Source organism: Pseudobdellovibrio sp. HCB154 (assembly GCF_046267985.1).
Taxonomy (GTDB): domain Bacteria; phylum Bdellovibrionota; class Bdellovibrionia; order Bdellovibrionales; family Bdellovibrionaceae; genus Pseudobdellovibrio.
Genome location: NZ_CP176530.1, coordinates 1,260,796 through 1,274,826 on the forward strand (window position 1 = coordinate 1,260,796; position 14,031 = coordinate 1,274,826).

General features: G+C 39.3%; 19 protein-coding genes. 15 read left to right on the top strand and 4 right to left on the bottom strand.

The annotated features are described in order from the left end of the window. Positions 1-172 precede the first annotated feature (172 nt). The 12 genes from ACKWCF_RS06325 (at position 173) to ACKWCF_RS06380 (ending at position 8,361) form a co-directional block, all read left to right on the top strand. Positions 173-1,222, top strand: coding sequence for a L,D-transpeptidase (locus ACKWCF_RS06325; protein WP_409479862.1), 1,050 nt, complete (start codon positions 173-175; stop codon positions 1,220-1,222). A 103-nt stretch (positions 1,223-1,325) separates the two neighbouring features. Beyond that, a complete protein-coding gene (locus ACKWCF_RS06330; RefSeq protein WP_409479863.1) occupies positions 1,326-1,475 on the top strand; it encodes a hypothetical protein in 150 nt (49 codons plus the stop codon). Between the two features lie 9 nt (positions 1,476-1,484). Then, complete coding sequence (locus tag ACKWCF_RS06335) at positions 1,485-2,918, top strand: FAD-dependent monooxygenase (protein ID WP_409479864.1); 1,434 nt, start codon at positions 1,485-1,487, stop codon at positions 2,916-2,918. A gap of 226 nt (positions 2,919-3,144) precedes the next feature. Beyond that, positions 3,145-3,615: a hypothetical protein gene (locus ACKWCF_RS06340; protein WP_409479865.1), complete on the top strand. Its 471-nt coding sequence runs from the start codon at positions 3,145-3,147 to the stop codon at positions 3,613-3,615. A gap of 50 nt (positions 3,616-3,665) precedes the next feature. Then, entirely contained in the window at positions 3,666-4,136 is a 471-nt protein-coding gene (locus ACKWCF_RS06345; RefSeq protein ID WP_409479866.1) for a hypothetical protein, read from the top strand. A 120-nt stretch (positions 4,137-4,256) separates the two neighbouring features. Further along, a complete protein-coding gene (locus ACKWCF_RS06350) occupies positions 4,257-5,051 on the top strand; it encodes a hypothetical protein (RefSeq protein WP_409479867.1) in 795 nt (264 codons plus the stop codon). Further along, a complete protein-coding gene (locus ACKWCF_RS06355; protein ID WP_409479868.1) occupies positions 5,048-5,179 on the top strand; it encodes a hypothetical protein in 132 nt (43 codons plus the stop codon). The genes ACKWCF_RS06350 and ACKWCF_RS06355 overlap by 4 nt, the downstream gene beginning before the upstream one ends. 217 nt (positions 5,180-5,396) lie before the next feature. Then, a complete protein-coding gene (locus ACKWCF_RS06360; RefSeq protein WP_409479869.1) occupies positions 5,397-5,750 on the top strand; it encodes a hypothetical protein in 354 nt (117 codons plus the stop codon). A 24-nt stretch (positions 5,751-5,774) separates the two neighbouring features. Beyond that, a complete protein-coding gene (locus ACKWCF_RS06365) occupies positions 5,775-6,167 on the top strand; it encodes a hypothetical protein (protein ID WP_409479870.1) in 393 nt (130 codons plus the stop codon). A gap of 9 nt (positions 6,168-6,176) precedes the next feature. After that, a complete protein-coding gene (locus ACKWCF_RS06370; RefSeq protein WP_409479871.1) occupies positions 6,177-7,526 on the top strand; it encodes a hypothetical protein in 1,350 nt (449 codons plus the stop codon). A 32-nt stretch (positions 7,527-7,558) separates the two neighbouring features. Next, the gene (locus ACKWCF_RS06375) at positions 7,559-7,963 is read left to right on the top strand and encodes a hypothetical protein (RefSeq protein WP_409479872.1); all 405 of its coding nucleotides are present in this window, start codon (positions 7,559-7,561) and stop codon (positions 7,961-7,963) included. A gap of 2 nt (positions 7,964-7,965) precedes the next feature. Beyond that, positions 7,966-8,361, top strand: coding sequence for a hypothetical protein (locus ACKWCF_RS06380; RefSeq protein ID WP_409479873.1), 396 nt, complete (start codon positions 7,966-7,968; stop codon positions 8,359-8,361). Here ACKWCF_RS06380 and ACKWCF_RS06385 read toward each other — a convergent pair. From ACKWCF_RS06385 to ACKWCF_RS06400, 4 genes are read right to left on the bottom strand one after another with little or no spacing between them, the layout of a single operon-like run. Beyond that, positions 8,350-9,516 (bottom strand): ATP-binding protein, encoded by a 1,167-nt coding sequence (locus ACKWCF_RS06385; RefSeq protein ID WP_409479874.1) that lies wholly within the window; start codon positions 9,514-9,516, stop codon positions 8,350-8,352. The genes ACKWCF_RS06380 and ACKWCF_RS06385 overlap by 12 nt on opposite strands. Beyond that, positions 9,513-9,962 (bottom strand): response regulator, encoded by a 450-nt coding sequence (locus ACKWCF_RS06390; RefSeq protein WP_409479875.1) that lies wholly within the window; start codon positions 9,960-9,962, stop codon positions 9,513-9,515. The genes ACKWCF_RS06385 and ACKWCF_RS06390 overlap by 4 nt, the downstream gene beginning before the upstream one ends. Next, positions 9,962-11,098 carry an ATP-binding protein gene (locus tag ACKWCF_RS06395; RefSeq protein WP_409479876.1) on the bottom strand — a complete coding sequence of 379 codons (1,137 nt, stop codon included), beginning with the start codon at positions 11,096-11,098 and terminating at the stop codon, positions 9,962-9,964. Before ACKWCF_RS06395 ends, ACKWCF_RS06390 begins: the two co-directional genes overlap by 1 nt. Then, positions 11,098-12,498, bottom strand: coding sequence for a sigma-54-dependent transcriptional regulator (locus tag ACKWCF_RS06400; RefSeq protein ID WP_409479877.1), 1,401 nt, complete (start codon positions 12,496-12,498; stop codon positions 11,098-11,100). The genes ACKWCF_RS06395 and ACKWCF_RS06400 overlap by 1 nt, the downstream gene beginning before the upstream one ends. A gap of 280 nt (positions 12,499-12,778) precedes the next feature. On the opposite strand from ACKWCF_RS06400, the gene ACKWCF_RS06405 reads away from it, so the two are divergent. The 3 genes from ACKWCF_RS06405 to ACKWCF_RS06415 are packed head-to-tail and all read left to right on the top strand — an operon-like array spanning position 12,779 to position 14,031. Then, a complete protein-coding gene (locus ACKWCF_RS06405) occupies positions 12,779-13,186 on the top strand; it encodes a CBS domain-containing protein (protein WP_409479878.1) in 408 nt (135 codons plus the stop codon). An 11-nt stretch (positions 13,187-13,197) separates the two neighbouring features. Continuing rightward, entirely contained in the window at positions 13,198-13,584 is a 387-nt protein-coding gene (locus tag ACKWCF_RS06410) for a hypothetical protein (RefSeq protein ID WP_409479879.1), read from the top strand. Between the two features lie 12 nt (positions 13,585-13,596). Then, a complete protein-coding gene (locus ACKWCF_RS06415) occupies positions 13,597-14,031 on the top strand; it encodes an ion channel (RefSeq protein ID WP_409479880.1) in 435 nt (144 codons plus the stop codon).

Genomic DNA, 14,031 nt, shown 5'->3' on the forward strand with positions numbered 1-14,031 from the left:
CTTAAACCTAAAAAGGCCTTAAAGTTTTTAAGGCCTTTTTTCTTACTGTCTATCTGCTTTACAGTCTTTTCACTTTTTCTTACGGGGCATGTTTTTTTCCAAATCAAACAAAAGCGGTGTTATTTTTCTGCCTCACCCTAACCAAATAAAAAACTCTTTTGTAGGAGGATTTGTGAAAAGACAAACCATCATTAATTTCTCGAAGACTATCGGATTAGCTACGGCATTGCTTGTTAATTTTTCGGTGCAAGAAGCTTCTGCGCAGTCAAAATCAAAGCCGAAATATATTGTGATCCAAAATATCGCAACAGAGAAAACTCGTGTTTACGAGCTTTGTTATACGTCTCCGGGTTGTGCCCATAAAATGGTTTTTGAAACTGTTATGTTGGCTGGTAAACGTAATGAAGAAAATCAACAAACGATCTTAGGTACCTATCGAATCTCTCAATGGGTAAAATTCTATCAAGACAATGCTAAGAACTATCCTTCGTGGTATGACCCAGCATTACCAATGCCACCAGAGCCAGATAAAGGTGCTACGAAATGGTTTAAAGATAAGTACATGCCAAACGGTGGTGAAATGCGTGGAGCTTTCGGTTGGTACGCGGCTTTAGCTGAACCAAATGCTTTCGGTCAATGGATGCATGGAACAATCGGTTGGGGTTCTGATGAAGACAAATTCATCAACCGTGCTAAAAAAGGTTTCTTCTCATTATTTGCTGACTTACGTTCACATGGTTGTACACGCCATGAAAACAGAGCGATTGCTTACTTAAATTATTTAGTACCTGCTGGTACTCCGCTTATCAAAGTTTATGCGGCTGAAGTAGCGGATGATCCAAGTTTATCTCGTTATGCTGACCAACAAGCCCAGTTATTATGGAACTTTGCTTTAACAAGAGATCAAGTTCGTTCAAGCAAAGCGGCGAGCATTGAGTACTCTGTAACAATGGGTCGTATTGCCAAGGGCGAGATCAAACAAGAAGACATCTTAGAACAAGGTTCTTACATAGTTGACCGTATTCCTACAGTAAATGGCTTCACGGGTAAATCGGCTAAATCTGGTTTATCAGGTGACGTTTACGAAATCGGTCGCGAAAATTTCCGTGGTACATACTCAGTTGATACGGGTCGTTTAGCGAACTATGTTCACCCAACACAATTAAATGTGGGTGGCGATCAAAGTTTACTTTCTTTACCAGACATCGTTAAAACTAAATAGTTCAAGTTAAGTTTGATTATGAAAAGCGCCAAGGTAACCCTTCGGCGCTTTTTTTATTTTGAGTGCGAATTTTGCTGGATTTCTTCTGAAAGCGGAGGAAAATATGATTCGTAAACTTAAATCTGGCGGTTATCGTATATATTCCAGAAAGAAAAATGCAAAGACAGGTAAGCGCAGAAATTTAGGGACATTTAAAACTTTAGCTGAGGCAAAAAAGCACGAACGTGAAATTCAGTATTTTAAAAATCACTAAGGTAAAGTTATGACTCAAGTTCCTGTTTTGATAGCTGGCGCAGGGCCGACCGGATTAGTGTTAGCATTATGGCTCACTAAGATCGGTATTAAAGTTCGTATTATCGATAAAGCTTTAGAAAAAGAAACCACTTCGCGCGCTTTAGTCATTCATGCGCGTACTTTAGAATTTTACCGGCAGTTGCAAATTTCTGATGACGTGGTCAAAGCGGGGTTTAAATTTCCGGCTTTGAATCTATGGGTAAACCATAAACCGAAAGCGCGCGTTCAGTTGGCCGATGTAGGTGAAGGGTTAACGCCTTTTCCGTATATTATAATCTTACCCCAAGACCAGCATGAAGAATTGTTGTTAAATAAATTAAAAGAATTAGGTGTTGAAGTTGAACGAGATGCTGAGCTTGCCGACTTTGAACAAAATGAAAAGTCAGTCATAGCAAAAATTCTTAAAGGTGATGGCACAATTGAAACCATCACGACCGATTATTTAGCCGGGTGTGATGGGGCTCATTCAATAGTTAGAAAAAAATTAGATGTGGGTTTTGAAGGTAGCACTTACCCGCATATGTTTTATGTGGCTGATGTGATTGGTTCGGGGCCAGCCCTAAACGGTGAGCTGCATGTCTCTTTAGATAAATCAGAGTTCATGGCGTTTTTTCCGTTAAAACAAACAGGGCATGCACGCTTGATCGGGGTTATTCGTGAAGACCAAAAAGCAGATCCCAAAAAAGATCCTACTTGGGAAGACGTCAATCCAAGACTCCTTAAAGAAATGGATGTCACCATTGCGCAAGTGAAGTGGTTTTCAAAATATCGCGTGCATCATAGAGTGGCTTCGCATTTTCAAAAAGACCGTGTTTTTATTTTAGGTGATGCCAGTCACATTCATTCTCCGTTAGGTGGGCAGGGCATGAATACCGGAATCGGTGATGCCGTTAACTTAGCATGGAAATTAGGTGAAGTGCTTAAAGGTAACTTTGAAGAAAGATTATTATCGTCGTATGAAACAGAGCGGATTAGTTTTGCCAAACAGTTAGTTAAAACCACAGACCGCGCTTTTAGATTTATTTCTAATGACGGTCCTATTGCCAGATTTGTACGAACGAAAGCGATTCCATTAATTCTTCCGCAAATTTTTAAGCGCGCCAGTACTGGAAGTTTTGTTTTTCGCACGTTATCGCAAACAGGTATTACGTATAATCCTCATCCTGCAAATTCGGTGATTGAATTACAGACGGGTGATCGACTTCCGTGGATTGCAAGCGTAGATAATTTTAAATTTCTACAATCATTAGACTGGCAAGTTCATATCTATGGTGAACGTACGATTGAATCTAAATATGTGATTCATTCTTTTGCGTGGAACGATGAGATGAAAGAGAAAAGACTAAAAAAAGATGTCGCGTACTTGATTCGTCCTGATGGATATATCGCTGAAATACTTTAGTTCTCAATTCGTTCTCATTAAATTTTCAATAGCTTTGCAGTAAATGTTGCGGTTTGTTCAAAACCTGTGGACAAAGAAAACTTTGTCCAAGATTTCTTTCGGACAAAGTTTTGTCTGTCCAAAAAACAAAATTTCAGGTCATTTTTGCGTATACAAACTTCTGAAGTCTTGCGAAACACCAGTCATCCAAAATTGAATAACTAAAAAATAACTAAAGGGAGTTATTATGAATAAATTGATCGCAATCATCGCGTTATTCGTGGCGACGACAGCTTCTGCTTACACAGCATCAACATCTTGGGAGACTTTACAAAACGATCCAAGAATCCAAATCGACGCGCCAACTGTATTCATGGGTCATGCTATTGATTACACATTCACATGCGTTGATGGTGCTTTTTTACGTACTCAAAAGCCAGTTAAACAATGCGAAACAATCTACATTGGTCAAAACCAATCTAAAGAAGTTTGCAAAGGCGAAAAATACTTATCAACACCAATCAACTACACTCGTACTTCTTGGGATTGCAATTATTTTGGTGGCGGACATAACGGTCAAAACGTTTGTAACGACAAAGTTATCTCTGGCACATACCCATTAACAGTAATGGTTAAAGTTTCTAAAGTTATGGGTGGCTCTAATGACCGTGTAGAATTCTTATTTAACAAAGCTTTCACAGTACCAAACTGCTACTAATTTTAAATTTAATTAAAACAACAAAAACAAATAACAAAAAGGGAGTTATTATGAACAAATTAATCGCAATCATCGCTTTATTCGCAGCCGCAACAGCTTCTGCTTACACAGCAGCAACACCTTGGGAAACTTTAGAGAATGACCCAAGAATCCAAATCGACGCGCCAACTGTATTCATGGGCCACGCTGTTGATTACATGTTTACTTGTAAAGATGGTAACAACTTACGTACTATCAAACCAGTTAAACAATGTGAAACTATCTACATTGGCAAAAACCAATCTAAAGAAGTTTGCAAAGGCGAAAAATACTTATCAACACCAATCAACTACACTCGCACTTCTTGGGATTGCAACTACGTAGGTGGTGGTCAAAATTCACGTCGCGAATGTGAAGATAAAGTTATCTCTGGTACATACCCATTAACTGTTATGGTTAAAGTTTCTAAAGTTATGGGTGGTAAAAATGACCGTGTAGAGTTTTTATTTAACAAAGCTTTCACAGTACAAAACTGCCACTAATTACGAGCATTCTGCTTAAATAATAAACGCCCTTGAGCCACCCCTCGGTTTCAGGGCGTTTTCTCGTTGTGTCTTATAAGTCTTTACGATACTCAAAACCTTCAAAACTTAAGGTGTATAGTGGAACTTAACGTCGAACCAAATTCGAGCGCCCAAGATGTTTCTATCTCTGATCAAGTATCACGAGATATCGAAGTCTATTTAATGCGTTTTAAAGACCCGAAAAAAGGTCTTTCCATGTTAGCCACAAAGTCACAGATTCACGTCAAAACGCTAGGGCGTTTGCGTGAGAAGATACACACTCCGGTCTATTCTACGTTATATAAGCTTTATTCTTGTTTGTTAGATACCCGTGTTATTAATGACCTTATTGAAAAAGCTCCGCCGGTGGTTGGTGAGCGTTTAAAAAGTTCTGACCCACAGTTAAAATCATCGCCATTAAACCGCTTTCATTTTGATATCGAAAACGATATGCAAAAAGATCCGTGTTTTACTGAACTGTATGTTTTAGCTGAAACCAGACCTTTCAGCACATCGTATGTCGAACAACGCTTCGGTTCTTACGGCTTAGAAGTTCTAAAAAAAATGATCGATCAAAAAGTGATTCGTTCTTTAGGTAATGGCTTATTCGGTCAAGGTGAAGTCAGGTCTTCATTTTCTGGTGAAACCATTAAATCCGTAGGTTTAAGATTAACTGAGCGTTTTTTAAAACCAGGCAACGCTGATTTATATTACGGAAATTACATGTCTCTTTACTTTGAGTCATTAAGTGAAGAAACGTATAAAGAATGGCTCATCATCGAAGAGCGCGCTTTTAAAGAGCGTATTAAGTTATTAGAAAAACCAAACGCCAAAGGAAATATCCCGGTGTTTGCATTCAGTGCTATTGATACCCTTTCGGAGAACGAACAATGAAACTTTTTATCGCTTTAGTGATCACAACATTTATTTTAGCAATCAGCGCGCAACCGGCTAATGCAGGTGGTGGTTCAGCTGGCGGTGGTAAAAACGGCGGCGGGTCTGCCGGCGGCGGAAGTCGTTAGCCTCTTAAACGCGCAGTTTTGCTCTGCCGAATCAAAAAGCCGTTGTATAGCAACGGCTTTTTTTTTGTTCATGCCTCGACAGTTTGTCATTTCATCTTTGCCAAGTTGTCATAAAAAAATCTTTAAACTCAATTAAATTAGTTTATGTGTTGGAAAACTGTTGGTCTAGGGCTTGCTTTAGTGATTTTCGTCACAACAAAAAACAACCGAGGATAACGTGAAAAAATTAATTCGTAGACTAATCATTATGACAATCATCATTGGCGCACAAATTTCGTCTGCCCAGACATTAGAACCACTGGAACCCATTTACGGGTATATGCAAACAAGTCGTGGAATCTTTTTTCAAGTAGCATCGGGCGGCTGCACTTATCCGGATGAATTTTTTGTTCAGGTAAAGCGTAACCCTGATATCGATACTGTTATGTTAATTCGTGAACATTTTGACCTATGCAAAGCCTATATTCCTTACGGCGTCACTATTTTTAAAAGTTACGATGATCTAGGAATTCAAGATGCAAAACCATTTAAAATTTTAAATCCAATTCGTACTTTAGGACGAATCAAATAAAAAAATAAACAACAAGGAGAGTTTATGAATACAGTAACAAAAATTTCAACAAGTTTAATCTTAATCGTTATGGCTGGTATTGCCAAAGCTGAAAATTTACCAGCGAAAGATGTCGTTGTACCAATTAACGAAGCCTTCGTACCTGGTGGTTTTGATTCGCAATCTGACTCGTTTGTCGTTGTCAGCGGTATTTTTCCAAATGGGTGTTACCGTTGGAAAAACGCTGAAGTTAAAAACGTTTCAGAATTCGTGCACGAGGTCACATCCCATGCGTTAGTTAACCAAGGCATGTGTATCATGGTTCTTGTTCCGTTTTCAAAAGATGTTCGCTTAGGTCGTTTACAGAGCGGAACACATGCGCTCCGCTTCTTAAATGGCGATGGCACATATATGGAAAAAACTTTAACTGTCGAGTAGTGCAGGTCCGTGAAAAATTTTAGCTTTATTTTTGCTTTAATAATAGCTGGATGTACCCAGCAAAAACCACTTCAACACACCCGTTGGAGTGGTCAGGGGTATAGACCGTCGTTGGCTGGTATTCAGACGAAAGATGATGTCATTAGCCGCTCTGCTGGTGAATCTATTTCTGTGAGTCAGCAAGCGTTTGAAGGTATTCCGGTTCACAGAAGTTTTGTTAAAAGAATTTCGCTAAATAAAAAAATTATTTTTGAAAGTTCTGCCACAGCGGCACGCCCTTCCCAAAATCAGCTTAATGAAGCAAAACTGCTGCAGCAAAATCGTTCTTGGTACTGGCTTTCGTTCTTACTAAAATATCCAGACTATAAAAATTGGGAAATTGAAAAGCCAGTTTCGGTTATTTTAAATCCGCCGGCAATGAATCCTGCTTTACAGGTCGTTCTTCGGCAGCATAAAACATTTGCAATACGGAGTATTTTATTTAACACCTCTTTGAAAGTTATAAATGTAGAAGCGGTAGGTTCGCAGCTTACAGAACTTAAAGAGGTGAGTGCCCTTGCTTATCCGCAGGGGCCCGTTAAAAGCGATCTATCACATGTAAAGATGCTGCGTGATTTAAATAATGATGGACTTAAAAACCTAAAAGTTAAAGTTGATACAGAGTCACAAGCTAAAATAAAAAAAGAACAAAATCTTGAATTACCGCCGACGGACGATCGGTTTGAACAAGTGCAGGCTTTTTACTTTGCGAATAAAATTTTAAATTGGTTTAGCGAAAAACTAGCTGTCAACCTTGATGCCAATGTGAATATTCTAACTCAAGTCGGGTTTCCTGAAAAAACAAACGCTGCCTTTTATTATAACGAAAAAATTAGACTGGGCACAGGCGACGATATTGTATTTTCTAAAATTTATTTAGACCCTTCGATTGTTATGCATGAAACATCACATTTTGTGATTGATCATCTGGCGCGGTTGCCTTTTACCGGCGAAGGTGGATCGTTAAACGAAGCTTTTGCCGATGTGTTTACGACATTTTTTCTAAACTCTTCACGTTTAGGCGAAGTCGCTTATAAAAAAGCTCCCTTTGTCAGAAATGTAGATAGTAAGGTTACACTTAAAGAAAAAAATGGTGGTCTTTATCATGATAGCGCTATTGTTAGTGGATTTTTTTGGGCGTTGCGCTCTACTCTGGGAGAAGAACCAAGTTTGCAGATAGCTCTTAGAATTTTAAATCGTTTAGATGGCTATTCTGATTTTGCCGACTTCACAGAGGCTTTAAAAGAGCAAGTAGAACTGTTGCCCATGGAGCAGAAACAAAAAGTTGTACTCCTCATGCAAGAACGGGGATTCTTGTGAGAAATGTATTCGCCTTGCTCATTGGACTTGTCATGTTAAGTATCAACCTTTCAGCTGGTGAAATGATTCTTGGGCGCTGGCTTTATACCGGATTTGTGTATGAAGGCCAAGAGTATGCGCCGTTGGATCCGGACTTAGTTTTATATTTTGATTTTTATCCGGAGGGTCTGTCGACTTTGCAGTGGAGTTGGAACAACACGGCAGCGTTCTGTTCGCGCCAGGCTCTCTACACGCAGACAGAAGATATTCTTGAGCAATGGGTAGTTTGGGTGAACCCTGAAAATTCATCGCGCTGCCAAGGTGATCCCGATATGAAAATTGGCACAAGAAGCCAAACAAAATATTTTATTAAAGAAAATCATCTTTATTTAGAATTAAGCTTAGACGGTAAGCCGCTTTATTACAAATTAACCAAACAAAACTTCAACGGAGGATAACTATGTCATCAATGACTATCTTAATTAATACCAACAAAGCTAATTTATACCACTTTGGTTTAAATGGTGTAGAAAAACAAGAAATTGCCTACGCCGGAAAAAAGCATCCCATTGAAACCTTTGCGACAAACCATCCTATTCACCAAACAGACGAAGAAAAGTTTTATCATCAAGTTTGTGCTGTTCTTGAAAAAACTTCGGCTAATGAGTGGCTTATTTTAGGCGCTGGGCAGGGGGTAGACCACTTTTTAAATCATCTTGAAAAGCATCATCCGGTTTTAAAAAAGAATATTGTCGGACAATTTAAAATTCCACATCTGACTGAGAATCAGCTATTGGCAACAGCGAGAGGGTACTTTAGAAAAATTCATACCTTTCAAACGCTGTTAACCTTTTAACAATGTCATCTTGAACGTCGTTCCTAAGGCGGATGTTGTTTTTACCGAAATACTTCCGCCCCAGGATTGAACTAATTTATAAGAAGTTGTTAGTCCAAGCCCTGTACCGTGGCCGATGTCTTTTGTAGTGAAAAAAGGTTTAAACACTTCATTCAAATTTTCTTGAGATATGCCACAACCTGTATCGGTGATGAAGATAGCAACTATGTCGTGGCTTTCTTCAAGGACGATAGAAATAGAATGTGACTCTGTTCGCCCATGCTCTTTGGCATCGTCAATGGCGTGAACGGCATTAACTAAAAGATTAAGTAAAACTTGTCCTAGTGGTCCAGCTTCAGATTTTACCAGGCAAGAATTAAATGGCCGAATCTGCAGAGCAATATTTTTACGATCAAGTTCATGTTTCAACAAATTTAAAACATCATTAATGACTTGCTCTACATTCACCTTAGTGACATGGTCAGAAGGTTTAGATCTGGCTAAATTAAGTAAAGAATTTACGAGTTTTGAAATTCTGTCGATTTGATTAATAACAGTTTCCATGTCTTGCTGTAGCGATTTGTTGTCTGAAGCTTTTTTGTGCGCAAGCTCAGCACGGCTTCTGATGACTCCCATAGGGGTTCCGATTTCGTGAGCTAAGCTTGAAGCTAAAAGACCAATCGAAGCCATGCGGTCTTGCATGAGAATTTGCGACTCCATCTCGGTTCTTTCTTCAAGAAGTTTTTTATACTTTTCTTTTTGCTCTTTAAGATCTTCCATATCCAGAGCTTGCTTAATCGTGTAACGTAAAGTTCTCTCTAATAGCGGACTGGTCAGCTGGCCCTTGATAAGATATTCGGACGCGCCGATTTGCATAGCTTGTAAATCGGTTTCAAAATCGCCTTGGCCAGTAAGAATAATAATCGGGCATGCGATATTTAATTCTTGTGCTTTTTTTAAAAGATCAATTCCCGAGTATTCGCCGAGACGGTAATCCAGCAGGCACACATCATAAGATTCATTTTGTAAAGCTTCAATGCCAGTTTGATACGAAGATTTCCAAGTCAGTAAAAAATGACTACTTTTAATATCAGACAAAAGATCTTTGATAAAAAAATGTTCATCTTCATCATCATCGATTAATAATACACGAAATTGGTTTATAGTTAGATTCATGATAGCGGGCTCTTTTGTGGATTAGGATCTGGAAGTTCAACGATTTCAAACCAGTATCGTCCAAGGGCGCGCATAATTTGCACTAGCCCATCAAAAGAAACGGGTTTGGTAATAAAAGAGTTTACGCCCAGGTTGTAGGTGCGAAAAATGTCTTCTTCAGCTTGTGAAGTCGTCAGTACCACGATCGGAATATGGCGTAGCTGAGGATTATTTTTAATCTCTTGTAAGGCTTCGCGTCCGTCTTTCTTAGGCATATTAAGATCAAGAAGAATAAGACCCGGAGAAGGGTTTTCAGATAAGTATTTTAAAAGTTGTTCGCCGTCGTGGACAAAATTCAATGTATTTAAAAGCCGGCTTTCTTCGAAGGCTTCTTTGATCATCTTGCAGTCGTCAAGATCGTCATCGGCAATTAAAAGGGGAATATCGATTTTTGTTTTAGGTTTCATTATTGTTCTCCATGAGTGATTTTCATAGGAATAGTGATAATAAATTGAGAGCCTTCGCCGGGTGCCGAAGTAGCTGATATTGTTCCACCATGGCGGTCGACAATTTTTCTACAGACAGCTAATCCAATACCTGTTCCTTCATACTCGTGGCGGCCATGTAAGCGCTGAAAAATTGTAAAGATACGGTCCAGATATTTTTCATCGAAGCCGATCCCATTATCCGTCACTTTAATTTGGCAGACCTTTCCACCCAGCTCTGATTTATCAGTAATTTGCGCATCAACTTGAACGACCGGATCAACATCAGGTTTTCTAAATTTTAGGGCGTTGCCGATGATGTTTTGAAATAACTGGTAAATTTGTGTAGCGTCGCCATAAATTTCAGGAAGCTTAGAAACGACGACCTTTCCTTTTGTTTGTTCGATACGGATTTCTAAGTCTGATACGACCTGTGAAATAACGTGGTTCAAATCAAGTTTTGCAAAGGGCTGTGTTTTTGTTGTAACTCGCGAATATGTTAATAGATCATTAATTAACGTCTGCATGCGCTTAGCTGAACTCTGAATCCTATCGACATAATCAAAAGTTTCGGCGTCTAGTAAGGTCTTTGCTTTTGTTGTCAGTCTTTCCGAGAAGGCCTGAATTTTTCTTAAAGGTTCTTGTAAGTCGTGAGCGGCAACAGAAGCAAAATCCTGAAGCTCTTTATTGCTGACTTCAAGTTTTTTGGCGTAAACTTTAAGTTTCTCTTCGCCTAACTTTCGTTCGGTGATGTCGTAACGTACAGCCACGTATTGTTCTGGGTTTCCGTCGCCATCTAAGAAAGGAACTATCGTTGTATTAACCCAATAATACGTTCCGTCTTTAGCGCGGTTGCGAATTTCGCCTTCCCAAACTTTTCCTTGCGAGATTGTTTGCCACATATTATCGAAAAACTCTTTTGAGTGATAATGTGAATTAATAATACGATGGGTGTTACCAATAAGCTCAGAACTTGAATATTTTGAAATATCGCAAAATTTCTTATTGACGTAAGTGATGATTCCACGTTTGTCGGTGATGGCAACAATGGCTGCTTCATCAATCGCTGATTTCAGATTTGCAAAACTTGGTCCTGTTAAGCCTTCATTCGTTGGCATTAGATTTTCTCCGTGAGTTCGTCGTCAGGTTCTTGAGCATCGGCAGAAATCAGCCCGTAAAGACGTTCTTTGCGGTACAAAGTTCTGCGGCTTACACCTAAAACTTTAGCGGCTTCATCTTTTTTTTGATTTACTTCGCTCATGACCATTTTTATATATCGTTCTTCAAGTTTTTCTAAAGTAGGGCGGTCGGCATAAAGCTGTTCAACGCTTTGTTTCGCCTCAGCTAAAGCGCTATCTAAAACTGCACTTTTTTCGATGGTCTCGCTACGGCTAAGAACCATTGCACGTTCGACAACATTTTCAAGTTCGCGAACATTGCCTGGCCACGAATGAGCCATAAGAACTTGCAAAGCTTCTGCAGAAATCGATTTTACTTTCGAATGGCCATAGCTTGCAAATTTTTGAATAAATCTCTCAACCAGCAGGGGAATATCTTCAATTCTTTCTCTAAGGGCAGGCACACGAACTGGAATAACATTTAAACGGTAAAACAGATCCTCTCTGAATTTTCCGTCTTTAACCATAATTTTTAAATCGCGGTGGGTAGCAGCTATGATGCGTACATCGACCTGTTTGATTTGATTGCCGCCGACGGGTCTGATTTGCTTATCTTGAATGACCCGTAAAAGTTTTGCCTGTAGTGGAAGACTTAAATCGCCAATTTCATCCAGAAAAAGTGTTCCGTTATTAGCTTCTTCGAACAAACCTTTTTTATCATTCGTCGCTCCGGTAAATGATCCCTTAACATGTCCAAATAATTCACTTTCTAAAAGATTTTCAGGAATAGCCGTGCAGTTGATCGGGATAAATGGTTTTTTCTTGCGTTCGCCGGAGTTGTGAATAGCTCTTGCAATAACTTCTTTTCCTGAACCGCTTTCACCCGTGATAAGAACGTTAGCAGGAGCTCCGGCCACAAGCTTAATAAGTTCAAAAACAGAAGCCATCGCAGGACTTTTGCCGGTAATTGATTCTACGCTGAAACTTTTATTAAGTTCTAATTTAAGAATTTTATTTTCGTTTTTAAGTGTAGATTTTTCGATGGCTCTTTTGACTAACAATATAAGTTCTTCGTTTTTAAACGGTTTTGTAATGTAGTGGTAAGCACCGAGCTTCATGGCTTCGATGGCCGTTTCAATCGAGCCAAAGCCTGTCATCATAAGTGTGATAACATCGGGATAATCTAACTGAATTTTTTTTAGCAGCATTAATCCATCGATATCTTTCATTTTATGATCGGTGATCAGGACATGCGGAACATCAGTTTTAATTTTTGCCAGAGCTTCTGCCGCTGAGGAATATTGCGCCACCTCGTAGCCTTCTTCGGTCAGCAAATCTTTAACAACCCGGCCCATTTCAAGGTCATCATCAACAACTGCAATCTTCTGTTTTAAGCTCATGCTTGTCTTTCTGTGAAGGTTTCCAGTCTTTCTATCCAAGTGATGTGCCAAGTTAAGAAATCAAAGGGGTAAATCTAAGATCTTGAAATAACTGGTTATTTTTCACCTGTAGGGGATCTGGCTTAGTTTGGTGTAATACTTTTGTGACAACTTGTCATCCGTTTCGGTTGCAGCGTGCCAAGTTGTCACAATAAACCGTTCAGTTCGAATAAAACGCTCTTCTACAGTTGGCAGGAATCTTGTTGTTTCAAAAGAAGTTATTGCCGTCCAAGGAGAAAAAATGAAAGCAATTCCGAAAATTCAAAAGTATATGTCCTATGTTCCTAAATCTATTGGCCACGATCAGACCGTCGCCCAAGCCGCTGACTTTATGAGAAAGTTGCACGTTCGCCACTTGCCGGTATTAAAAGGCGGAAAAATTGTCGGTGTTCTTTCTGACCGCGATATCAAATTTATTACAAGCTTCAAAGATGTTAATCCAGAAACACTTCTTGTTGAAGAGGCGTGTACAGTAGATCCTTTCTGTACAAATCCTGAAGCTCCATTAAATGAAGTTGTTACTGAAATGGCTAATAAAAAATATGGCTGCGTTCTTATTATGGATAACGCGAAACTAGTGGGTATTTTTACTGAAGTCGATGCCTACAAAGCTCTTTCTGAATTGCTGGAAACAAGACTGCACGTTTAATGGAGAGTCATATGAAATACGTGATTGTGCTGATGCTTTTTCTTTTGGGTCATGGTCTTCAGGCTGACCAGCGTTCGGAAGATCCCGAGCGAAGCAGTGCTGAAGTGATGATGAAAGAAGGTCGCCTTATGTCAGTCTCGCTGACTCTGGGTAATCCGATCCGTATTTTTGTAACAGGCCGCGAAGAAGCTAAGTTGGATCTTTCAAAGATGAAGTTAACGGTGCGACGTTTGCATCCGTATCCACAGCAGGAACTTAAAGTGAACAAAGACGGGAACTTTTACATAGTCGTTAACCGGGATCTGCAAAGTAACGCACTTCAAGAACTCGAAGTTACAACATCTGTTTATAAAGCGAGTGAATCCTTTAATTTTAAAATCAACAATCAAAAACCTTAAGGTAAAAAAAACATGGCCCGAAGAACAGTTACGCTGACTCAATATAAATCAAGATTTCTGGCTCTGGTGAAACATCCGTTCTTCTGGTTTTTAACGATCTTTGGTAATTCAGTGATTCTCTTGGGGTCAGTGCTTATTTATTTTTTTGAAGCTGAGTTATCAGAAAAATCGCTGCAGTTTATTGACTGCATTTTATGGTCGGCGGGGCTTGTGACGACCATTGGTTATGCCGACTTCACACCCCAGAGCTTAGGTGGAAAGATCGTAGTTCTTACTTTAATGATGTGCGGAACGCTGTTTATTTGGTCTTATATGGGTTTTCTTGTCACCGGAATGATAACCCCAGAGCTTTCTTCTCTAGAGCAAGATGTTCACGATGTTGAAAAAGAAATCAAGGACATGAAAGTAGAAAATCAAAACTTAACTAAAGAAAAATTAGGAGGATGA